Origin of the sequence: Thauera sp. WB-2 (assembly GCF_027594845.1) — a bacterium.
In the GTDB taxonomy this organism is placed as follows: domain Bacteria; phylum Pseudomonadota; class Gammaproteobacteria; order Burkholderiales; family Rhodocyclaceae; genus Thauera; species Thauera mechernichensis.
Window position 1 is genome coordinate 3,124,434 of the sequence record NZ_CP088935.1, and the last position, 21,738, is coordinate 3,146,171.

A 21,738-nucleotide genomic window follows, 5' to 3' on the forward strand; every position below is an offset into this window, starting at 1 on the left:
AGTGCCTACGTCTCACGCCGAGAAAGACGAACCACAGCCGCAGGTGCTGGTCGCATTCGGGTTGCGGATGACGAACTGCGAACCTTCAAGACCTTCGGTGTAGTCGATCTCTGCACCGATGAGATACTGATAGCTCATGGCGTCGATCAACAGCATCACGCCGTTCTTCTCATAGGTCGTATCGTCCTCGTTCACTTCCTCGTCGAAAGTGAAGCCGTACTGAAAGCCCGAGCAGCCACCGCCCGAGACGAAGACGCGCAGCTTGAGCTGCGGATTGCCCTCTTCCTCGATCAGCTCGCGGACCTTGTTCGCTGCGCTATCGGTGAAGACCAGGATATCGGGGGTTTCAACTTCTGCGCTCATGTTTTCTCCTCTGTTGGGGGGTGTGCCGCGAATGATGCGCTCTTCGCGACGCTACCGTGCAAATCGGATCGTCGTCCGAATACCAAGTTCCCGTCAAGGGCTGACGGGAACGATGTCCAGGCCGGCGTCCTCGTCGAAGCCGAACATGATGTTTAGGTTCTGCACCGCCTGCCCGGCCGCACCCTTGACCAGGTTATCGATGACCGATAGCACCACCACGGTGTCACCACCCTGCGGCCGATGGACGGCAATCCGGCACAGGTTCGACGCACGCACGGAGCGGGTTTCAGGATGGCTGCCCGCCGGCATCACGTCGACGAAAGCCTCGCCCGCATAGCGCCGCTCGTACAGCCCTTGCAGGTCAGATGCATCGACACCCGGCATGAGCCGCCCGTACAAGGTGGCATGGATGCCACGGATCATCGGCGTCAGATGCGGCACGAAGGTCAGGCCGACCTGCTGCCCAGCCGCGAGCGAGAGGCCCTGACGGATCTCGGGCAGATGGCGATGACCCGGCACGCCGTAGGCCTTGAATGAATCCGCTGCCTCAGGCAGCAGGGTATGCACCTCGGCCTTGCGCCCCGCGCCCGACACGCCCGACTTGGCATCGGCGATCAAGTGACCGATATCGATGAGCCCCGCCTCGACCAGCGGCAGAAAACCCAGCTGGACAGCAGTCGGGTAGCACCCCGGGTTGGCCAGCACGCGCGCACTGCGAATCTGCTCACGATTGACCTCCGGCAGTCCATACACGGCCTCGGCGACGAGTTCGGGCGAGGCGTGATCCATCCCGTACCACTTCTGCCACTCGGCAACATCGCGGATACGAAAATCCGCCGCCAGATCGATCACACGCACACCCGCGGCGACGAGCTCCGCAGCCTGCTTCATTGCAATGCCGTTCGGCGTGGCAAAGAAGACCGCGTCGCACTTCTCGAGGCCCGCATCCTGCGGCGTGACGAACTTGAGACTCACCCGACGACGCAGACTGGGGAACATGTCCGACACGGCCATGCCGGCCTCGCCACGCGAGGTGATCGCCGTGAGCTCCACCCCTGGATGCCGCGCCAGCAGACGCAGCAGCTCGACGCCGGTATATCCGGTACCGCCAACGACTCCAACCTTGATCATGCTTGCTCCTCGCAACGAAAGACCTCAGGGCCGGATTATCGCACTGCCGGCTGCGGTGCGCGCATGCCTGACGACGTCACAACGTCCGGCAAAGCTCTTCCCGAAGCCCCTGCACCGGGCAGGGTCAAGCGTGCCGCAGAAAGCACAAAAGCCGCCCCATGGGGCGGCTCCTGCAGACACGGCAACAAAAAGACGATCAGCGCTTCGAGAACTGCTTCGCGCGGCGCGCCTTGCGCAGACCGACCTTCTTACGTTCGACTTCACGAGCATCGCGAGTTACGAAGCCTGCTGCACGCAGATCACCCTTGAGCTCGGCGTTGTAGTCAACCAAGGCACGGGTGATGCCGTGGCGCACAGCACCAGCCTGACCCGACTCGCCACCGCCGGTGACATTCACCATGATGTCGAAACGGCCTTCGTTGCCGGTGAGGATCAGCGGCTGGCGCACGATCATGCGACCGGTTTCACGCGAGAAAAACTCGTCGACCGGCTTGCCATTCACGACGATGTTGCCGGTACCCGGCTTGATGAACACACGAGCGACCGCGGTCTTGCGGCGGCCGGTACCGTAGTTGTAAGTCACAGCCATTGTCGGCTCCTTCAGATCTCGAGAACTTGCGGCTGCTGAGCGGTATGCGGATGCGACGGCCCCGCATAGCACTTCAGCTTCTTCAGCATGGCGTAGCCCAGCGGGCCCTTCGGCAGCATGCCCTTCACCGCCTTTTCGAGCACACGCTCGGGGAAGCGCTGCTGGAGCTTGGTGAAGTTGGTTTCGTAGATACCGCCCGGGTAACCCGAGTGACGGTAGTACTTCTTGTCCTGCGCTTTGTTACCGGTCACGCGCAGCTTGTCGACGTTGACAACGACGATGAAGTCGCCGGTATCGACGTGCGGGGTGTAGATAGCCTTGTGCTTGCCACGGAGGCGACGGGCGACTTCGGCGGCGAGACGGCCAAGCACCTTATCCGTGCCGTCGACAACGAACCAGTCGCGCTTGACCTCGTGCGGCTTGGCGGAAAACGTCTTCATGTGAATCCTCGATCTTTGTCGGGCCCTTGGATTTGGCCGTCAAACGGAAAGCTCGCAATCCTAATGCGAACATGGCCCGCGTGTCAATCTCAACTTGCAGATTGACGCGAGCACAACAAGCAAAAAAAACGCAGTCCGCTAGGACTGCGTTAAATCCACACCAAAGGAGGAGGGTGGAGGAGACACCATTTGGATCGGCGCGTCGTCTTCGATGCCGCGTCAGCGATCCGACTGAGGCGAATTATGGCGAGACGAACCCCCTCGCGCAAGCAGTTTTTGTGCATTGCACTACAATTGTTTTGATTGTTCGATAGAGCATCCTTATCGCAAAGCAGTATATTGTTTTATATCAAATTTTCACCCCATCCCGGCCTAGCCAAAGCGCTCGAGCCTCTAGTCCATGATTCCAGTGCGGTCTATTTTTGTGCACCGCATGAATACGGTGCCGTACTGGCCACTGGCACGCCCCTGCTCTCCCCGCACCACTCATATCCAAATCACTGACGGAACAGGGAACCCCGCTGAGGACCAAGCTCACCGCGCAAGCCTGCGGCACTGCGATAAAATCGCGGCCCAACTACCGCCAGACAGGACACATCGGGCGCACAGCCCCAGGAGCAAATCGAATGGAATGCACGATCAAATGGCTTGATGGGATGAGCTTCGTCGCCGAGACCGGAACGGGGCACATGGTGACGATGGACGGCGCCCCTGAGGCGGGAGGCCGCAATCTCGCTCCTCGACCGATGGAGCTCATGCTCGCGGGCGCAGGCGGCTGCACGGCCTTCGACGTCGTGCTGATCCTCAAGCGTGGGCGGCACGACGTGCGCGGCTGCACCGTGCGCCTCGAGGCCGAACGCGCAGACACCGACCCCAAGGTATTCACCCGCATCCGCTTCATCTACACCGTGAGCGGGCGCAACCTCAAGCGCGAAAGCGTCGAACGCGCAATCCACCTTTCCGCCGAGAAGTACTGCTCAGCCTCGATCATGCTCGGCAAGACTGCCGAGATCAGTCACGAACTGGAACTCGTCGAGGCCGACTGACCGCCATGGGGTGGACGCTCACCACGCGTCCACAGCGGACTCAAACGCGATAGGTCACGGTGGTCATCAGCCTGGCTGCGAACTTCATGGCCCCCTTCACCGGCGCGGGCAGTTCATGCGCGCCCAGCCGCACGGCCATGTCCGCGTGCTCGGCTTCGTCGACCTTCATCTGCTCCACGATCGCACGCGAACGCGCATCGTCAGCCGGCAGCGTCTCCAGATGCCCCTTGAGATGGCGCTCCACCTGGCGCTCGGTCTCGGCCAGAAAACCGAGGTTCCAGCGATCGCCGAAACGCCCGGCAAGCAGACCAAGGGCGAGCGCCCCGCCGTACCACACCGGATTGAGCAGACTCTTGCGCCCGCCCAACTCTGCAATACGGCGCTCGGTCCAGGCCAGGTGCTCGGTCTCTTCCTGCGAAGCTTGACGCAAGGTGTCGCGGATCGCCGGATCACGCGACATCATGGCCTGCCCTTGATAGAGAGCCTGCGCACAGATCTCGCCAACATGATTGATGCGCATGAGGGCTGCGGCGTGCCGACGCTCGGCGTCGTCAAGCATTGCATCCGGCACTCCCTCACCAGGCACGGGACGCACGCTGCGTGCCGGTGCGAGCACGGTACGCAAAGCCTTGTCGAACTCGATGATGGCACGATCAAGCATTATCTGACTCCGAAGGGCTGAATCACGTCGCGCCGCTGTTGCAGCAGCTGCAAGGCATGCTGCCGACTACGGGGCGCGGCCGGGCCATCGCACAGGTAATCCTGCGCCAGGGCAGCGCGAGGGCGGTTGTACGTGTTATCGGAGATCGGCTGCCAAGCATCGTTCCTCGCCGGCACCCAAGACCCATCCGCGCGGCCTGTGGCGTACAGGCGACGCTCACCAGTCGCGCAGCGGATTCCCTCGAAAGTCACGTTCTGCGCCCCACCAGGCGTGCGTACGACCAGCGTGAAGCGCACTACGCCGTCATCACCAACAGCGAGACTGGCCTCGTCGACGAAAAAAGCATTGGGCGTGGCCGCACTGACGTAGAACGCCCTGAGGCGCGACTCCTCGACGGGCGGAGGCATCACCACCTCGCTCTCTTTCCAGTTCGGGTCGGCGTCAAAAAGCAGGCCTGCAGAAACACCCCCCGAAAAGCAGCCCAGGGCAAGCAGGCCCACAGGGGCGATACGACGGAGAATCGAGTTCAAACGTGCAATCTCCACATTGGGACCAAGCAGCCTGCCCCGCATGCAAGCCGGCAGGTGCCACACCCCTTAGGCTTCCCGCAAGCGACGCCTGCATTCAACATCTATGCGCCCGGCCCACTCAAGCCTTGAGACCCCAATTCTGCCGGCTCTGCAAGGCCCGGCAGACGGTAGGGCTCGGGCAGTTCGAATGCGCGCGAGCGATGGAGAATGCGAGCGAGCTCGATGAGCGCCATCTGGTAGACCTGACGCTTGAATTCAATCACCGCATCGAGCGGCACCCAGTAGTCACTCCAGCGCCAGGCATCGAATTCCGGATGAGAGCTCGCGCGCAGGCACACGTCGGAATCCCGCCCCACCAAACGCAACAGAAACCAGATCTGCTTCTGTCCACGATAGGTGTTGCGCCATTCACGCCGTATCCAGTGCTTCGGCACCTCATAGCGCAGCCAGCCGCGCGTGCGGCCGAGGATCTTGACGTGCTCCGGGCGCAACCCGACTTCCTCGAACAACTCCCGGTACATGGCCTGCTCCGGCGACTCGCCGTGCTTGATGCCACCTTGCGGAAACTGCCAGGAATGTTCGCGAATGCGCTTGCCCCAGAACACCTCGTTGCGCGAATTGACCAGAATGATGCCGACGTTCGGGCGAAAGCCTTCACGGTCAAGCATGTCGAACCTTCAAATTCGGTTTATTGACGGCAATTTTTTCACACTTGCGCCCCGTTTGAAAGCGCACCATGTCCGTGCATCACCTACGCTGAACGACGAGCGCGCGATCGTCATGCACGCCATGCGCTAGAATCCCGCGCTCGACAACGCCTTCTACCCAAAAGACCCTCATGCGCGCCAGCCAGTTCCACCTGTTCACCCTCAAGGAAGCCCCGTCGGACGCCGAAGTCGTCAGCCAGAAGCTGATGCTGCGCGCCGGCATGATCCGCAAGGTCGCCGCCGGCATCTACAGTTACATGCCGATGGGCCTGCGTGCCATCCGCAAGGTCGAGACCATCATCCGCGAGGAGATGGACCGCGCCGGCGCCATGGAGCTGACCATGCCGATGGTGCAGCCCGCCGAACTGTGGAACGAGACCGGGCGCTGGGACAAGATGGGCGACGAGCTGCTACGCTTCAAGGACCGTCACGAACGCGATTTCGCGCTGCAGCCCACCTCCGAGGAGGTCGTCACCGACATCGCGCGCCAGGAGCTGAAGAGCTACCGCCAGCTGCCGAAGAACTTCTACCAGATCCAGACCAAGTTCCGCGACGAGCGCCGGCCGCGCTTCGGCGTCATGCGCGGGCGCGAATTCACCATGAAGGACGCCTACTCCTTCGACCGCAGCGAGGAAGCCGCCGGGCGCAGCTACGACATCATGTTCGCCGCCTACAAGCGCATCTTCGACCGCATCGGCCTGGAATACCGGGCGGTGGCCGCCGACACCGGCGCGATCGGCGGCGATCGTTCGCACGAGTTCCAGGTCATCGCCGACACCGGCGAGGACGCCATCGTCTATTGCCCGGACTCCGACTACGCCGCCAACATCGAGCTCGCCGAAGCAGTGTCCTTGATCGCGCGCCGTGCCGAACCTGCCAAGGCGCTGGAGAAGACCCCCACACCCGGCAAGGCCACCTGCGAGGACGTTGCCGAACTGCTCAAGGTGCCGCTGGCCACCACGGTGAAGTCGCTGGTGCTGGCGACCGACGACATCGACGACAAGGGCAAGCCGGCCGGCGTCACCGTGTGGCTGCTGCTGGTGCGGGGCGACCACGCGCTCAACGAGGTCAAGGCCGGCAAGCTTCCGGGCCTCAAGTCCGGCTTCCGCTTCGCCACCGAGGCCGAGATCCTCGAGCACTTCGGCTGCAAGCCGGGCTACCTCGGCCCCATCGGGCTGAAGAAGCCGGTCAAGGTCATCGCCGACCGTACCGTCGCCCACATGGCCGACTTCATCTGCGGTGCCAACGACGCCGACTTCCACTTCACCGGTGTCAACTGGGGCCGCGATCTGCCCGAGCCCGACCTGGTGGCCGACATCCGCAACGTGATCGAGGGCGACCCCAGCCCCGACGGCGGCGGCGTGCTTGCCATCCAGCGCGGCATCGAGGTCGGCCATGTGTTCTATCTCGGCACCAAGTACTCCAAGGCGATGAACGCCACCTTCCTCGACGAGGACGGCAAGCCCAAGCACTTCGAGATGGGCTGCTACGGCATCGGCGTCACCCGCATCCTGGGCGCCGCGATCGAGCAGAACCACGACGCTCGCGGCATCATCTGGCCGCGCGCGATCGCCCCCTTCGAAGTCGTCATCTGCCCCGTCGGCTGGGGCAAGTCGCAGGCGGTGCGCGACGAGGCCCAAAAGCTCTACGACGCGCTCGTCGCCACCGGTGTCGACGCCATCCTCGATGACCGCGACGAGCGTCCCGGCGTGATGTTCGCCGACTGGGAGCTCATCGGCGTGCCGCATCGCGTCACCATCGGCGACCGCGGGCTCAAGGAAGGCGTGGTCGAATACCAGGGCCGGCGCGATGCCGACGCCGCCAAGCTGGCGGTCGGCGAGGTGCTCGGCCACGTGCTCGACCGCCTCAAGCAGGGCTGAGCCTCCGGGAGCCCGCAATGCGCCGCCTGCCCACCCCGCTCCGCCAGCTTGCCGCCGCGTGCCTGCTCGCGCTCGCAGCGGGCGGCGCGCAGGCCGGCGCACAACAGTACGAGCCCATGGCGGCCAGTGTCCGCGCTGCGCTGCACGCCGCGGTGAGCGACGCTGCCGCCCCCATGCTGCCGATTCCGGACGCCGGCGAACGCGCACAGTGGCTCGCCGAGATGTCGCGCCGGCTGGCCAGGCGGATCCCGGACGAGGTCTACCGCACGGAACTCCTCACCAGCATCCACTACGAGGCGACCCGCGCCGGGCTCGACCCCCAGCTGGTGCTCGGCCTGATCCAGGTCGAAAGCGCCTTCCGCAAGTACGCGATCTCCTCGGCGGGCGCACGCGGCTACATGCAGGTGATGCCGTTCTGGATCAAGGTCATCGGCCGCGAGGACGACAACCTCTTCCACATGCGCACCAACCTGCGCTATGGCTGCACCATCCTGCGCCACTACCTCGACATCGAGAAGGGCGACCTGTTCCGCGCGCTGGGCCGCTACAACGGCAGCCTGGGCAAGGCGCAGTATCCCAACCTGGTCCGCGCGGCGTGGGAACAGCACTGGAGCTGGAACCCGCAACAACTCGCTGCCGCCGGACAGGATACGGGTACGCCAGCAGTGCGCTGAGCCCCGGACCGGCCGGGGCCTGCCGGCGTCAACCAGCGGCGGCCAAGGGCCGCATATCGGCCGTGCGTTCCACTGCGCGCAGCCCGTCCTTCGCACCCGCAACCAGCGACTGCACGTCGCCCGAGATCTCGCCCCCTTCTTCGATGAGGATCTTGCCGTAGCGGATCTTGCCACTGACACGTCCGGTCGAGTGGATCAGCAACTGCACGCGCGCGGTCAGCTCTCCTTCGAAGTGCCCATGGATCTCGGCAATGTCGATACCAACCGTGCCCTTGTAGGCGCCCGCCTCGGCAATGCGAAGCACGCGGCTGTCCATGGTGGCCTCGACGCGCCCCTCGACGACGAGCGTGTCGCAATCAAGGATCTCGGCCCCCTTCAGCTTGACGTCGGGGCCGACGATCAAGCGACTCTCGCCGCTGCGCTCCGTCGGCACTGCCGTCACCGCCTCGACCGCGTTACCTTGAGCTGCCGAGACCGCCTCGCTTGCGGCGACATCGGCAGCCGCTGGCGTCGCCGGCATCTCCGGGCTCACTGGCCGTGCGCTGACCGCGCCACCAAGAGGACGCGGGCTGCGGGCTGCAGGCATCTCGGCTGTCTTATGAAACAGATTGGGCTTGTTGAACATGCTGACTCCTTGAGGTTGATGCAGTCCTTGTGCTGCCATCGTCAGCCATGAGCATGGAACGTGCCGGGCTCCTCACCACAGGCACTTTCCGCAGGCAGTTCAATAACCTGCAGCTCATTCCCGAGCCCATTCCCACCCCAGGGCAGCTGCGCCGGCGTCGCTGCAGCCCGACACGATGCCCTCCTGCCAGCGCCATCCCCCTGATTGCGCAAGGAATCTCCCTGTCGCTTGCAGGCGACAACCGGCAGGCCGTCCTGCGCCGGACGTTACTTCACCTTGCATTTGCGTCCGCGCCGCCCTCGGCTGACTGACCTACACTGCCGCGTTTGCCGACGGCATCTCCCCCTTCAGCCTCCCGGGACCGCCTGCCCATGTTCCGCCCTTCGTTTCGCAGCATCATGCTCACCGCCTTCCTGCTGATCGCGGGCGTGCTGGCTGCCGCGGCAGTGAGCGGATGGCTGAGTCTGGAGGCGCTTGCGCGCTCGATCCACGACGGCAAGCGCAACGCCCTGGCGCTCACCGCCGCCTCACGCGTACTCGGCGAGCGCTCAGTGGACCTGGAACGCAGCGCCCGCCAGTACCTCGTGCTGGGCGAACCTGCCTTGCGGCAGCGCTTCGACGACGCCCTCAGTGAAGCGCACCTTGCTCTGGACACGCTCGAGGCCAGTGCGCAAGGGCTTGCTGCGCCAGTCGGCGAATGGCGTGCCCTGGCAGCCGCCATCGAACGAGGCCTCGAAACCACCCCCGACGGGAGCGGCGCTCAAGCCGCAGCGGACTTCAGCGCCGACTTCCTCGCCCTGAGCCAGGTGAGCGAGGCTGTAGAGCGCACCATCCAGGCGCGTCTTGCGCGTGAGAGCGAGGACCTCCTGGCAGAGCTCGAGTACCGTCGGCACCTTCTCGCCCAGCACATTCTCGCGGCGGTCGCACTTGCGGGCGTACTCGCGGCGCTCACATCATGGTGGCTGCTGCGTCCACTCGCGCGTATGGAACGCGCCATCGCCGCACTCGGCGACAACCATCTCGAATCGCCCATCCGCATCGGCGGTCCCGCCGACCTGCGCCAACTCGGCGAGCACCTGGACTGGCTGCGCCAGCGGCTGGCCGAACTCGAAGCCAACCGAAATCGGGTTCTGCGCCACGTCTCGCACGAGCTCAAGACCCCACTCGCGTCCCTACGCGAAGGGGTCGCCCTGCTCAGCGACGGCATCCTCGGTCGACTCAACGCCGAACAGCGCGAAGTTGCCGGCATCCTGGACAGCAGTGCACGCGCACTGCAGGAGCGCATCGAACAGCTCCTGCACTACAACGCCACCCAGTTCGATGCGCGCCGCCTGGACCGCAAGCCAACTGCCCTGCTGCCGCTGCTGTCCGAGGTCGTAAGCGAGCATCAGCTCCTCATCCAGGCGCACAAGCTGGAGGTTCGGATCGAGGGTGACGCGCCGATCCTTTCGGCCGACGTCAGCAAGCTGCGCATCGCCTTGTCGAACCTCATCGCCAACGCAATCCGCTTCAGTCCCGAGCACGGCCTCATCCGCATCGATGTCCAGGTCCAGGAGCCTCAAGTCATCATCGACTGCCGCGACGACGGACCGGGCGTCGCCGAAGAGGAACTTGAGCGGATCTTCGAACCCTTCTTCCGCGGCAGCCGCAGCAGCACCGCAAGCACCAAGGGCAGCGGCATCGGGCTGGCCATCGTGCGCGAGTTCGTCGCCGCGCATGGCGGGTACGCCAGGGCCCTGCCGAGTCCGCAGGGCGCACACTTCCAGCTGGAGCTCCCCCATGCATGATGCACACCCGCACCGACACCCGACTGCGCGCCTACGGCACGCACTCTCACTCGTCCTCGCATGCATTGCCCTTGCTGCCTGCACGAACCTTCCGGGCCGGGACGCACCGCACGCAACAACGGTCACTGAGGAGGCGCCCCCATCCGAGCAGGCAGCCATGAATCGGCTGCACGCAGCAGTACAGGCCAGCCAGCCCGACCGCGCGCGGCTCAATGAAGCACGCCGCCAGCTCGAGCACCTGCTGGAGGACGACAGCACCGAGGCGCGCGCCCATCACCCCTTTGCACGCGCTCTGCTCACCCAGATCCGCGAACGCCAACGCCAGGCCGCCCAGCTCGAGCGCCTGGAGCGCGAAATCGAAACGCACAAGGGCGAGCTCACCACGAGCCGCAGGCACGCGGCCGAGTTGCAGCGCAAACTCGACGCCCTGACTGCAATAGAGCGCACGCTGCCTGCGCCCTCGAGCGTTCCACCCTACGGTCAGAATGGCCTCGCTCCGCGATGAGCGCCAGGGCGACAGCTCCGATCCCTGCCGCCGCACGCCTGCTGCTCATCGACGACGACACCGATCTGCTGCGCCTGCTGTCGATGCGGCTCAAGGCCAACGGCTATCGGGTAAGCACGGCATGCAGCATCGCCTCGGCGCACGCGCGCCTGGCCATGGAGACCTTCGACCTCGTCCTCAGCGACGTCCGCCTGCCCGACGGCGACGGCCTCACGCTGTTCGAAGACATCCGGCGCCACCACCCCGCGCTGCCGGTGATCATGATCACCGCACACGGAAGCATCCCGGACGCGGTGGACGCGACGACACGCGGCGTCGCCGACTATCTGACCAAACCGTTCGACGGCCAGGCCCTGCTCGACCGCATTGCCAAAGCGCTCGGAAATGCCTCCTCGACAAGCATTGCCGAAGGCGACCGGGCCGACTGGTGCAAGGCCATCATCAGCCGCAGCAGCCGCATGCGCGCACTGCTCGCCGAGGCGAGACTGGTCGCGGCTTCCGACGCCAGCGTCCTGATCCTGGGTGAGAGCGGCACGGGCAAGGAACTCCTCGCACGCGCAATCCACAACGCCAGCGCACGCGCGCAAGGCCCCTTCGTAGCGATCAACTGCGGGGCAATCCCGGACCAACTGCTCGAATCCGAGCTTTTCGGGCATGTACGCGGGGCGTTTACCGGCGCCACCTCAACCCACGCCGGCCTGATCCAGGCGGCAGACGGCGGCACCCTGTTCCTCGACGAAATCGGCGACATGCCGCCCGCACTGCAGATCAAGCTGCTGCGTGTCCTGCAGGAGCGCGCAGTACGGCCGGTCGGCAGCACGCAGGCGAGTCCGGTAAACCTTCGCATCCTGTCGGCCACGCACCGCAATCTGGAAGACGCGCTGGGCAACGGCCAGTTTCGCGAGGACCTCTACTACCGGATCAATGTCGTCAGCCTGGACCTTCCGCCGCTTACCGAGCGTCGCGAGGACATCCCGCTGCTCGCCGAGCATTTCCTGCGCACGCTGGCGAGGCGCTATGGCAAGGACGTGAATGGATTCGCCGCCGACGCGCTCGAGACACTGGCCATCAGCCAATGGCCGGGCAATGTGCGCCAGCTCCACAACGTGGTCGAGCAGGTCTGTGCCCTCAGCACCACGCCCCTGGTCCCGCGCAGCCTCGTCGAGCGCGCGTTGCGCGCACAACCGATCGAAGCCTTGAGCTATGCCGAGGCCAAACAGCGCTTCGAGCGAAACTATCTGATACAGCTTTTGAAACTTACCGCGGGTAACGTCACCGATGCTGCACGCTTGGCAGATCGCAACCGCACCGAGTTCTACCGGCTGCTGCAGCGCCATGGGCTCAGCCCGGAACCGTTCCGCGCCGAGAACCAGCCAGACGAAGAACAAACCCGCAGCCCTTCAAGGAGACCCGCATGAGCATGCGTCAGACCGTAACCACCATCCTCGCCACCACCGCACTGGCCTGGTCGGTGCATAGCCCCGTGATCGCGGCAGGCCCGCAGGCGGCAGCGCCACAAGTCACCGCCAATAGCTGCGCCGACGACAAGAAGGCCGGCGCCGACGGCAGCACGCCGCAGAAGCCGACCTCGACCTGAACGCTCCAACCGTGGGCGGCCCGCTTCAGGCCGTGCCGCCCACGGTAAGACCGTCGATCCGCAGCGTCGGCTGACCGACGCCCACCGGCACGCTCTGGCCATCCTTGCCGCAGGTGCCGACGCCCGGGTCGAGGATCATGTCGTTACCGATCATCTTGACCTTGGTCAGCGCATCCGGACCGTTGCCGATCAGAGTCGCCCCCTTGACCGGGCGCGTCACCTTGCCGTTCTCGATCAGGTAGGCTTCGGCGGTCGAGAACACGAACTTGCCCGAGGTGATGTCCACCTGGCCGCCGCCGAAGTTTGCGGCATACAGCCCCTTCTTCACCGACCGGATGATCTCTTCGGGGTCCTTGTCGCCATTGAACATGTAGGTGTTGGTCATGCGCGGCAAGGGCAGATGGGCGAAGGACTCGCGCCTGCCGTTGCCGGTTAGCGGCATGCCCATCAGGCGCGCATTCATCATGTCCTGCATGTAACCGGTAAGAATGCCGTCCTCGATGAGCACCGTGCGTTCGGTCGGGTTGCCCTCGTCATCGATCGACAGCGAACCGCGCCGGTCCTGCAGCGTGCCGTCATCGACCACGGTAACGCCTTTCGCCGCCACCTGCTGGCCGATCCGCCCCGAGAAGGCCGAACTGCCCTTGCGGTTGAAGTCCCCCTCCAGACCGTGGCCGATGGCCTCGTGCAACAGGATGCCCGGCCAGCCCGGCCCCAGCACCACCGGCATGGTGCCGGCCGGTGCCGGGTCGGCGCCAAGGTTGACGCGGGCCTGATGCACCGCCGCGCGCGCATAGTCGTGCAGACGATCGTCGCAGAAGTAACCGTAATCGTAACGGCCGCCGCCGCCGCCGCTACCCTGCTCGCGGCGACCGTCCTCCTCCATGATGACGGTGATCGACACCCGCACCAGCGGCCGAACGTCCGCAGCCATATGGCCATCGCTGCGCGCCACCATCACCACCTCCCACGAGCCGGCAACATGGGCCATGACCTGGGTGACGCGGGGATCTTCCGCACGAGCAAAGCGCTCGAGGCGTTCGAGCAGGCGCACCTTGGCGGTGTCGTCAAGTGAGTCGAGCGGGTCGTCAGCGCGGTAAAGGCGGCGCTTGAGCTTGTGCGCACGCATATCCACCTTGCGCCGCTCGCCTGCGGCGGCGATGGCACGGGTAGCCGTGGCAGCGCCGACCAGGGCATCAAGCGAAATGTCGTCGGAATAGGCGAACGCTGTCTTCTCGCCGCTGATCGCGCGCACACCCACGCCCTGCCCGATGTCGAAACTGCCCGACTTGACGATACCCTCTTCCAGACTCCAGGCCTCCGAGCGCTGATACTGGAAGTACAGGTCGGCAAAGTCGATATCGTGGCGCATCAGCTTGCGGAAGGTCTTCTCGAGCTCGGCCTCGCCCAAGCCATAGGGCGAGAGCAGGTAACGGTCGGCGACCTTGAGTGGATTCTGGGACTTGCTCATTGGAATTCCTTGCAGGTGTCGCCAGCGTTGACCGGCCCCACACCAAAACGATCTTCGGGATTAAAGGAGTGCATGCTCAGCCCAGGCGGCGGTGACGCAGCGCAGGCAGGCTCTCGCGCACCGCAGCGATGCGCGCAGGATCCAGTTCGGAGACAACGACCCCTTCGCCGACCTCGCGACAGGCGAGCACCTCGCCCCAGGGGTCGATGATCATGCTGTGCCCCCAGGTGACGCGCCCGTTGGGGTGGCGACCGCCCTGGGCCGGCGCCATGACGTAGCACTGGTTCTCGATCGCGCGCGCGCGCAACAGAACCTCCCAATGCGCTCTCCCTGTCGTGTACGTGAAGGCGGCAGGCAGGACGATCAGGTCAAGCTCGCCCATGGCACGAAAAAGCTCGGGGAAGCGCAGGTCGTAGCACACCGACAAGCCCGTGCGTCCGGCTGGAGAGTCGAAGCAGCACGGCGTGCTGCCCGGCTCGATTGTGGCAGCCTCGTCGTAGCGCTCCTCGGCACGCTGAAAGCCGAACAGATGAATCTTGTCATAGCGCGCGGCAAGCCGGCCCTGGGCATCGAACACCAGGGTGCTGTTGCGTACCTTGTCCTGTACCTCGGCCTGCAGCGGGACCGTGCCGCCGACCAGCCAGATCCCATGGCGACGCGCGGCATCGGCCAGAAAGGACTGCAACGGCCCCTCACCCTCGGCTTCACGGATGCGCACCTTGGCCATCTCGTCGCTGCTGATGAGCGGAAAATACTCGGGCAGGGCGACCAGACACGCGCCCTCGGCCGCGGCCTCGGCAATCAACGCATCCACGGCCTTCAGGTTGGCGTCGACATCGGGGCCCGACACGGTCTGCACGGCGGCGATGCGGACGGGCGCCTCAGGCAGGGCGGCTTCGACAGATTCGGCAGGCTTGGTAATGGTCATATAGCGTACTCGAGGACAAGTCGCAGGGCTGGCAGGATCCCCATTCACGTCATTGAGCGGGCGGCAACTCGACGTTGCCACGCTTGGCAACCTGTGGGTCTACCCAACTGCCTGTAACGGCATACTCGAACGCGAACAGCTTCTCGATCGGGTCGCTGAGCACCTTCTGGGCGAGATAGGTGACAACCCCCACGGCCGGATTGAGCAAGCCCGCCGCCGCACCGATGGCGATCGACTCGGACAGCGTCGGCTGTACGATCACACGCAAGTCCTGGGTCTCGGCAACGAGGTCGGTCGTACCGCTCATCCGCACCCGCGCCGCCGGCCCGCGGATCTCGAGGTCGTCGGTGCGCATCACCCCCGCGGTCACGTCGATGCTACCGGAAATGCGATCGAAGGCGAATCCTTCCGAGAACACGTCGCGAAAATCGAGTGTAATGCGCCGCGGCAAGGATTGCAGGCTGAGAATGCCGAGCAAGCGCCCGACTCCAGGCTCGAGCTTGTTGAATTGGCCGGCCCCGGCCTCAAGCTGCAGACGACCGGCCAGCGACGCGTAGTCGATCGCGGTCGGCGCGCCCTGCCAGCCAAGCTCGCCGCTCAGCGATGCCTGACCACCGCGTACGACGTCAGGGTAGCCGATACGACGCGAGAAGCGTCCGACGTCGGCGGTATCGAAACTGAACTCCATGCGCGTGCGCTGGCGCCCTGCAGCCAGCCACTGCCCGCTCCCGGACAGCCGCCCATCATCATTGGCGATCGCGAAGCGGTCCAGCTCCCATAGACCGCCACGGTTGCGGGCAAGAACCTCGAGGCGACCGAGATCCATCCCACGCAGCTCGAAGCGTTCAGCCACCACATCCAGGGCAGGCAAACGGCGGGGGGGTGTATCCCCGATCCGGGCCTCCGCAGCCTCGGTGCCACTGGCACGACTCTGCGCATCCGCCGCACCAATGCGCAGGAAGCGCAGCCGCGCTGCCAGCGCACCACTGCCCGCACTGCGCCAGTCGAGCTCGCCGGCAGCGAGATCGCTGTCGATGCGCGCCGTCCAGCCCCCCTGGTCGGGCACTGCACGCAGGTCCACCGCGCGCAGACGATGACCGAAGGCGGTAAGCTCATCGGCCGCAAGCGCGACGGCGGCCAGCGGCAAAGCCGCCAGGCCATCACCGCCACGCTCGGCCACGGCATCGGTCCCGTCATCGTCACCGGCGTCGAGCACACGCCGCCATGCATCCAGATCGAGGCCATCGAGCACGCCCGCGACCGCCACCCCGGAGGACGATCGCGGCACCGCATCAGCCGTCGCACGGCCCAGTGCGACCCCACCGCTCAGGCTCGTCCACTGCCCGTCGGAACGCTGGAGCTCGGCACGCACCAGCCCGCCGAGCCCGAGCACGAGCTCACTGTGCGCCTGCCCTGCCGGGTAGCTGACCGCCAGCTTCAGCGGCCAGCTCTCGCTGGCAGGCTTGTTCACCGGCGGCGGCAGGCTGGAAGCTACCCCCAACAGATCGGAGCTCACTTCCAGACGCGTACCGTCCTTGCCGACCAGGACGCTGGTCGACCACGCTGCCGTTCCCGACAGACCATCGAGCAGGGGAATGTCGTAGGCGGCCCTGAGCGCCGCTGCGTCGGCCTTGCCTGCTGCCTCGAAGCGCACGCTGCCGTCGGTGGCGGTCCGCGCGCTCAGGCGTAGCGGATGCCCGAACAACTGCGCGCGCGCCTCGGGAATGGCGAGGCTGTCAGCGGTGAAGCGCACACGCCCGGCCGCGCGTTCGAGCGCCGGCAGGCCCTCGACCAGCGCAATGCGGTTGGCCGCAAAGCGGTACTCGCCCTCCACCGTGGTATCGACCACGCTACGCAACGGCATCACCAGCTTGAGCTCAAGCTCTCCCTTCCCCTCTGCGCGCATGCCGTCGGTGAAACCTCCGATGCGCCGCGACACCGGGCTGGCGGACACGAAGCGCAGGAAATCGGCCGTCGCCCCCCGCGCCTGACCGGTAATGGTCATGAGTTCGGTGGGACGCTGGTCCAGGTCCGGCACGTCGGCCACCACCCCCGCCAAGTCGACGCCGAGGACACGCCCGCGCTCGGCAAGGATGCGCATGCCAGGCCCTTCGAAGCGCACCTCGCCATGAATGCCCTCGATCGACGGCCAGCCAGGTGCATAGTCGAGCAGGGCGTCTTCCACCCGAACGCTGACCAGGAAGGTGCCATCACCATCCCGGAAGGGGAAGTCGGCCAGCCGGCCGCGCAGGCGCAGGCGCGCCTCGGGCACCACGGCGGCGCGGATGGCGGTGCGCACCCAGTCATGAGTGTGGCGATTGACCACGCGCGGCAGGTAGCGCCACACCGCCGTGCCCTCGGCGCGGCTGAGCCTGGCCTGGAGGTCGATCTCGCCCGGCCCCTCGCGGCCCGGCCAGTACCGCCCGGACGCCGTACCAGCCGCGTCGATGTTGTCGAACTCCGCACCATCGAGTGCGATTTCAAGCCCTCTCTCGCGACGCAGCCAGCTCCCCTCGGCGCGCAAGCGGTCAAACGCCAGGCGGCCCGACTCGAACACATCCGGCAGGTCCAGGTGCGCCGTACGCGCATCGATTCGGTAACGGCCTCCGCGCTGGTCGCCGTCGATCGTGCCCGACACCCCGCCCAGGCCCGGCAAGCCATCGCGCGCGAGCAGGCCGAGCTCGGCAAAGCGCGCCCTCACGCGCCACGCCTGGGGAGCCGAGGAGTCGCCGTCCCAGCTCAGGCTGAGATCGTCGACACGGCCATGGGGAGCCAACCCCGCGAGGCGCGCACGCACGCCCTCATCGACCGGGAGGTAAGCGACAAGCCCTGCCAGTGCGGCGAGATCGAGGTGGCTCGCCGTCACGCTGCCGCCAGCTTGCGCGCCATCGGGCGCCTTTCGCAGCTGCACATCGAAGTCGGTTGGCGCCACGGCAAGGCCCGCCACCGTGCGCAGCGCGAGCTGCTGCCCGCTCAAGCGCAGCAGGCCCAGCTTGCGCTGAAGTGACAGGCGGCCGTCGAGATGGCTCACCGCAAGCTCCGGCAGGCCGGGCGCAAGTGTCGCCACGACGCCATCGAGCACGACGTCTGCGGTCATGTCGAGCGCACCACCGGCCGAGGCCTCGAACCAGGCCCGCACCCCTCCATGCCCGGCAAGCGGAAGCGGGTAATCGATCCAGGCCGTCCATGCACCGAGGTCGGCGCGCTCGAGCTCCACGTACATGCGCGCCTCGAGCTCACCGGCCTGCGCCGCCCCAGGCAGCTCGAGCCGGTCGAGTTCTCCGCGCACGACCAGAGTCGAGGCGAGCGCCTGTTGCGGCCGTGCCTGCAGGGCGAAACGGGCTGGCGAGGCGCGCTGATCAAGGCGGAACTCGAGCTGATCGAGCTCCAGCACAGGCGCGCCTCGGACCTTGTCGGTCCAGCGCAGTCGCGAATCGTGGACGACGATCTGGCGCTGAGCGAGCAACCACTCGAGCCCCCTGCCCTCCTCGCCCCCGCTCGTGTCCGCCACCAGGCCGGCGACCAGGATCGTTCCATCGGCCTCGCGCCTCACATCGAGCTCGGCCGCGGCGATATCGAGGCGATGGAAGTGGGGCTGCAAACGCAACAGCGAGGACCATGCCAGGGTGGCATCGACCTTTGGCAGCACCAACGCCGGACGCCCATCGGCATCTGCGATGCGAAGGTTCTCGATCAGCAGCCTCGGCCGCCATCCGGCCCAGCGCCCCTCGACGGCCGCAATCGACACCTCGACTCCGAGGCTGGCCGTCACTGCCGCCGCGATGTCGTCGCGGAAATCGCCCACTGCGGGCATCAGCACATGGCGCACCACCAACACCGCCCCGGCACCCAACAGCCAGGCCAGCATGATCAGCCTGAGACACCACGCGACGAGGCGGCGCCAGCCGGAAGCCGGGGCACGCGGCGTGGGCGGCAAATCGGAACTGCCGGGGGTCAGGGCATCGCTCATGAAAAGGGGTGTTGGCCTGCCGGGCGATAGCCGGCATGGATAGAATGTGTGTCTGCCGCCCCTCGCCTCAGGGCCGACCCAGCGCGCATTTTACCAACGAACACTGCGCCCGCAGCGGAGCTTCGCCATGTTTGCCTCGTCACCCGCCCCCGCGAACGAATACGAAACCGCCGTCGTCGAGGCGCGCAGGTACTCGCGCTATCTCAGCCGCATGCTCGACAGCCAGCCCTGGCTCGCACCCGCACTGGCGGCAAGCCTGGGCCAGCCACTCAGGGCCGAGGACATGCAGCGCTTCATCGCCGAGCGCGAAACGGCGTTCAGCGACGCCGAAAGCGCGCTCGGACCGACGCTGCGCCGACTGCGCAGCTGGGTGATGTGCAATCTCATCGTCCGCGACCTGCGCCTGGGCGCCCCCCTTGCCGAGGTCACCGAGACGATGACCGTGCTCGCCGAGGTCGCCGTGCGCCACGCCCACGACGTGTTGCGGGCGGCCCTGGTGCAACGCTACGGCCAGCCGCTGTCGCCCACCGGCTGGGAGCAGGAACTGCTCGTCATCGGCATGGGCAAGCTGGGAGGGCGGGAGCTCAACGTATCCTCCGACATCGACCTCATCTTCCTGTACCCCGAGGACGGCGACACCGGCGGTGCCAAGGTGATCAGCAACTTCGAGTTCTTCGAGCGCCTCGGCAAGCAGCTGATCAAGGCACTCGCCGAGGTGACCGAGCACGGCCAGGTTTTCCGCGTCGACATGCGTCTGCGTCCGAACGGCGATTCGGGCCCGCTGGTGGGCAGCCTCGACATGCTGGAGAACTACTTCATCACCCAGGGGCGCGAATGGGAGCGTTACGCCTGGATCAAGGCCCGCGTCATGCTCGGTGAGCGCTGGACCGAGCTCGAGAAGCTCTCCCGCCCCTTCGTGTTCCGCAAGTACCTCGACTTCGGCGCCATCAACGCCATGCGCGACCTGCATGCGCAGATCCGCCGCGAAGTCGCGCGCCGCGACCGCGCGCACAACGTCAAACTCGGCCCGGGCGGAATCCGCGAGATCGAGTTCATCGCCCAGGTCTTCCAGCTCATCCGCGGCGGCCGCGACAGCGCGCTGCAGGTCCGCCCGACGCAGAAGGTGCTCGCCCTGCTCGCCGAACGCGGCATCCTTGCGACCACCGCGGTAGAGGAACTCGGCGCCGCCTACGTCTTCCTGCGGCGCCTCGAGCACCGCCTGCAGTACCTTGACGACGCACAGACCCACGACCTGCCGCAGAGCGCAGCCGACCAGCAGCTGATCGCCGAGGCCATGGGCTTCGGCAGCCATGCCGAGCTCATGACGGCGCTCGACACACACCGTCGCATCGTCAGCCAGCACTTCGACAGTGTGTTCGGCGACCCCTCGGACGAAGACCACAGCCTGGACGCAACCTGGCAGGGCGCCGAGGATATCGAGACCGTCACCCCGGTGCTTGGCGAACTCGGCTACCGGCACCCGCGCAGCGGCGCCGAGCGCCTTGCATCGATCCATGCCAGCCCGCGCTACCGGCAACTGCCCAACAACATCAAGGGCCGCTTCGATGCGCTCATTCCCCGCGTCATCGAAGCCGCAGCCTCCACACCGGGCCCCGACGACACGCTGGCGCGCTGCCTCGACCTCATGGAGGCGATCGGCCGCCGCGGCGCCTATCTGGCGTTGCTGCAGCAATACCCTCAGGCCTTGCGCCGTGTCGCCGACCTGATGAGCGCCTCGCGCTGGGGCGCACAGTTCCTGACCCGGCACCCGATCCTGCTCGACGAGATGCTCGACGCCCGCAACCTCGACACCGCCCCCGACTGGAAAGCCTTCCGCGCCGCGCTCGGCAGCGAACTCGAGGCCCTCGAACCCGACATGGAGCGCCAGATGGACGTGATGCGCGAACAGCACCACGCCCAGGTATTCCGCCTGCTGACGCAGGACATCGCCGGCCTGCTCACGGTGGAGAAGCTCGCCGACCACCTATCCGAACTGGCGGACATCATGCTGGACCTGACCCTGCCGCTGTGCTGGCGACGGATCAAGATCCGCCACCGCGACACGCCACGCTTCGCCGTGATCAGCTACGGCAAGCTCGGCGGCAAGGAGCTTGGCTACGCCTCGGACCTCGACATCGTGTTCCTCTACGACGACGAAGCCCCCGAAGCGGCGGAGATGTACACCCGGCTCGCGCAACGCACCAACACCTGGCTGTCGAGCCAGACCGCCGCCGGCCAGCTCTTCGACACCGACCTGCGCCTGCGCCCGAACGGCGAGTCGGGGATGATCGCGACCTCGCTGGAGGCCTTCCGCAAGTACCAGCTCGAATCGGCCTGGGTGTGGGAGCACCAGGCCCTTACCCGAGCGCGCTTCTCGGCCGGCGATCGAGCACTCGGCGAGGCCTTCGAGCGCATCCGCTGCGAGGTGCTGCGCTTGCCCCGCGACCTCGGCACGCTGCGCGCCGAGGTGCTCGGAATGCGCCACAAGATGCGGGACGCACACTCGGGCAAGAGCGAGCTGTTCGACCTCAAGCACGACCGCGGCGGACTCATCGACGTCGAGTTCCTGATCCAGTATCTCGTGCTCGGCCACGCCCACCGCCACCCCGAACTCACCGGCAACCTCGGCAACATCGCATTGCTGCGCATCGCCGGCGAACTCGGTCTGATCCCGCCCCCCCTCGCCGCCGCCTGCGCCGACAGCTACCGTGAATTGCGCCGCCTGCAGCACCGCCAGCGCCTCAACGACCGGCCCTCGCGCATCCACCCCGAAGAAGCCGAGACCGCGCGCGAACCCGTGCAGGCGCTGTGGCGACACATCTTCGACGAGTGAG

General features: G+C 66.2%; 19 protein-coding genes. 8 read left to right on the forward strand and 11 right to left on the reverse strand.

Features of this window, described 5'->3' with window-relative positions; translation table 11 throughout:
* Nucleotides 1-12: 12 nt before the first annotated feature.
* The 4 genes from erpA to rplM form a co-directional block, all read right to left on the reverse strand.
* The gene (erpA, locus tag LQF09_RS14305) at nucleotides 13-363 is read right to left on the reverse strand and encodes an iron-sulfur cluster insertion protein ErpA (protein ID WP_002924524.1); all 351 of its coding nucleotides are present in this window, start codon (nucleotides 361-363) and stop codon (nucleotides 13-15) included.
* Nucleotides 364-456: 93 nt separating this feature from the next.
* Complete coding sequence (gene argC, locus LQF09_RS14310) at nucleotides 457-1,494, reverse strand: N-acetyl-gamma-glutamyl-phosphate reductase (protein WP_002938252.1); 1,038 nt, start codon at nucleotides 1,492-1,494, stop codon at nucleotides 457-459.
* 196 nt (nucleotides 1,495-1,690) lie between these two features.
* Nucleotides 1,691-2,083 (reverse strand): 30S ribosomal protein S9, encoded by a 393-nt coding sequence (rpsI, locus tag LQF09_RS14315; protein WP_002924528.1) that lies wholly within the window; start codon nucleotides 2,081-2,083, stop codon nucleotides 1,691-1,693.
* 11 nt (nucleotides 2,084-2,094) lie between these two features.
* Nucleotides 2,095-2,523, reverse strand: a complete 429-nt coding sequence (gene rplM / locus LQF09_RS14320) for a 50S ribosomal protein L13 (protein WP_002924531.1) — start codon at nucleotides 2,521-2,523, stop codon at nucleotides 2,095-2,097.
* Between the two features lie 626 nt (nucleotides 2,524-3,149).
* Here rplM and LQF09_RS14325 point away from each other — a divergent pair.
* Complete coding sequence (locus LQF09_RS14325) at nucleotides 3,150-3,569, forward strand: OsmC family protein (RefSeq protein WP_270068285.1); 420 nt, start codon at nucleotides 3,150-3,152, stop codon at nucleotides 3,567-3,569.
* 40 nt (nucleotides 3,570-3,609) lie between these two features.
* On the opposite strand, the gene coq7 is transcribed toward LQF09_RS14325, so the two are convergent.
* The 3 genes from coq7 to LQF09_RS14340 all read right to left on the reverse strand — a co-directional run bounded on the left by coq7 (nucleotide 3,610) and on the right by LQF09_RS14340 (nucleotide 5,428).
* Nucleotides 3,610-4,230, reverse strand: coding sequence for a 2-polyprenyl-3-methyl-6-methoxy-1,4-benzoquinone monooxygenase (gene coq7, locus LQF09_RS14330; protein ID WP_002938253.1), 621 nt, complete (start codon nucleotides 4,228-4,230; stop codon nucleotides 3,610-3,612).
* Nucleotides 4,230-4,760, reverse strand: a complete 531-nt coding sequence (locus tag LQF09_RS14335; RefSeq protein WP_270068286.1) for a CNP1-like family protein — start codon at nucleotides 4,758-4,760, stop codon at nucleotides 4,230-4,232. The genes coq7 and LQF09_RS14335 overlap by 1 nt, the downstream gene beginning before the upstream one ends.
* A gap of 101 nt (nucleotides 4,761-4,861) precedes the next feature.
* Nucleotides 4,862-5,428, reverse strand: coding sequence for an RNA pyrophosphohydrolase (locus tag LQF09_RS14340; protein ID WP_002924543.1), 567 nt, complete (start codon nucleotides 5,426-5,428; stop codon nucleotides 4,862-4,864).
* A 170-nt stretch (nucleotides 5,429-5,598) separates the two neighbouring features.
* On the opposite strand from LQF09_RS14340, the gene LQF09_RS14345 reads away from it, so the two are divergent.
* Nucleotides 5,599-7,347, forward strand: a complete 1,749-nt coding sequence (locus LQF09_RS14345; protein ID WP_002938258.1) for a proline--tRNA ligase — start codon at nucleotides 5,599-5,601, stop codon at nucleotides 7,345-7,347.
* 17 nt (nucleotides 7,348-7,364) lie between these two features.
* On the forward strand, nucleotides 7,365-8,021 hold the full coding sequence (locus LQF09_RS14350) for a lytic transglycosylase domain-containing protein (RefSeq protein WP_002938261.1): 657 nt from the start codon (nucleotides 7,365-7,367) through the stop codon (nucleotides 8,019-8,021).
* A gap of 28 nt (nucleotides 8,022-8,049) precedes the next feature.
* Here LQF09_RS14350 and LQF09_RS14355 read toward each other — a convergent pair whose 3' ends face one another.
* Complete coding sequence (locus tag LQF09_RS14355) at nucleotides 8,050-8,646, reverse strand: bactofilin family protein (protein ID WP_002924546.1); 597 nt, start codon at nucleotides 8,644-8,646, stop codon at nucleotides 8,050-8,052.
* A gap of 371 nt (nucleotides 8,647-9,017) precedes the next feature.
* On the opposite strand from LQF09_RS14355, the gene LQF09_RS14360 reads away from it, so the two are divergent.
* The 4 genes from LQF09_RS14360 (at nucleotide 9,018) to LQF09_RS14375 (ending at nucleotide 12,535) form a co-directional block, all read left to right on the forward strand.
* On the forward strand, nucleotides 9,018-10,433 hold the full coding sequence (locus tag LQF09_RS14360) for a sensor histidine kinase (protein ID WP_002924547.1): 1,416 nt from the start codon (nucleotides 9,018-9,020) through the stop codon (nucleotides 10,431-10,433).
* 157 nt (nucleotides 10,434-10,590) lie between these two features.
* Nucleotides 10,591-10,938, forward strand: coding sequence for a hypothetical protein (locus LQF09_RS14365; RefSeq protein WP_002924549.1), 348 nt, complete (start codon nucleotides 10,591-10,593; stop codon nucleotides 10,936-10,938).
* Nucleotides 10,935-12,356 carry a sigma 54-interacting transcriptional regulator gene (locus LQF09_RS14370; protein WP_270068287.1) on the forward strand — a complete coding sequence of 474 codons (1,422 nt, stop codon included), beginning with the start codon at nucleotides 10,935-10,937 and terminating at the stop codon, nucleotides 12,354-12,356. Before LQF09_RS14365 ends, LQF09_RS14370 begins: the two co-directional genes overlap by 4 nt.
* Entirely contained in the window at nucleotides 12,353-12,535 is a 183-nt protein-coding gene (locus tag LQF09_RS14375; RefSeq protein WP_002924553.1) for a hypothetical protein, read from the forward strand. The genes LQF09_RS14370 and LQF09_RS14375 overlap by 4 nt, the downstream gene beginning before the upstream one ends.
* Before the next feature lie 25 nt (nucleotides 12,536-12,560).
* Here the strand turns inward: LQF09_RS14375 and tldD are convergent, their stop codons facing one another.
* The 3 genes from tldD to LQF09_RS14390 form a co-directional block, all read right to left on the reverse strand.
* Entirely contained in the window at nucleotides 12,561-14,006 is a 1,446-nt protein-coding gene (gene tldD / locus LQF09_RS14380) for a metalloprotease TldD (RefSeq protein WP_270068288.1), read from the reverse strand.
* A 76-nt stretch (nucleotides 14,007-14,082) separates the two neighbouring features.
* A complete protein-coding gene (locus tag LQF09_RS14385; RefSeq protein ID WP_270068289.1) occupies nucleotides 14,083-14,934 on the reverse strand; it encodes a carbon-nitrogen hydrolase family protein in 852 nt (283 codons plus the stop codon).
* A 49-nt stretch (nucleotides 14,935-14,983) separates the two neighbouring features.
* On the reverse strand, nucleotides 14,984-18,904 hold the full coding sequence (locus LQF09_RS14390) for a YhdP family protein (protein WP_270068290.1): 3,921 nt from the start codon (nucleotides 18,902-18,904) through the stop codon (nucleotides 14,984-14,986).
* Between the two features lie 127 nt (nucleotides 18,905-19,031).
* Here LQF09_RS14390 and glnE point away from each other — a divergent pair, with 127 nt between their 5' ends.
* Complete coding sequence (gene glnE / locus LQF09_RS14395; RefSeq protein ID WP_270068291.1) at nucleotides 19,032-21,737, forward strand: bifunctional [glutamate--ammonia ligase]-adenylyl-L-tyrosine phosphorylase/[glutamate--ammonia-ligase] adenylyltransferase; 2,706 nt, start codon at nucleotides 19,032-19,034, stop codon at nucleotides 21,735-21,737.
* Nucleotide 21,738 lies beyond the last annotated feature (1 nt).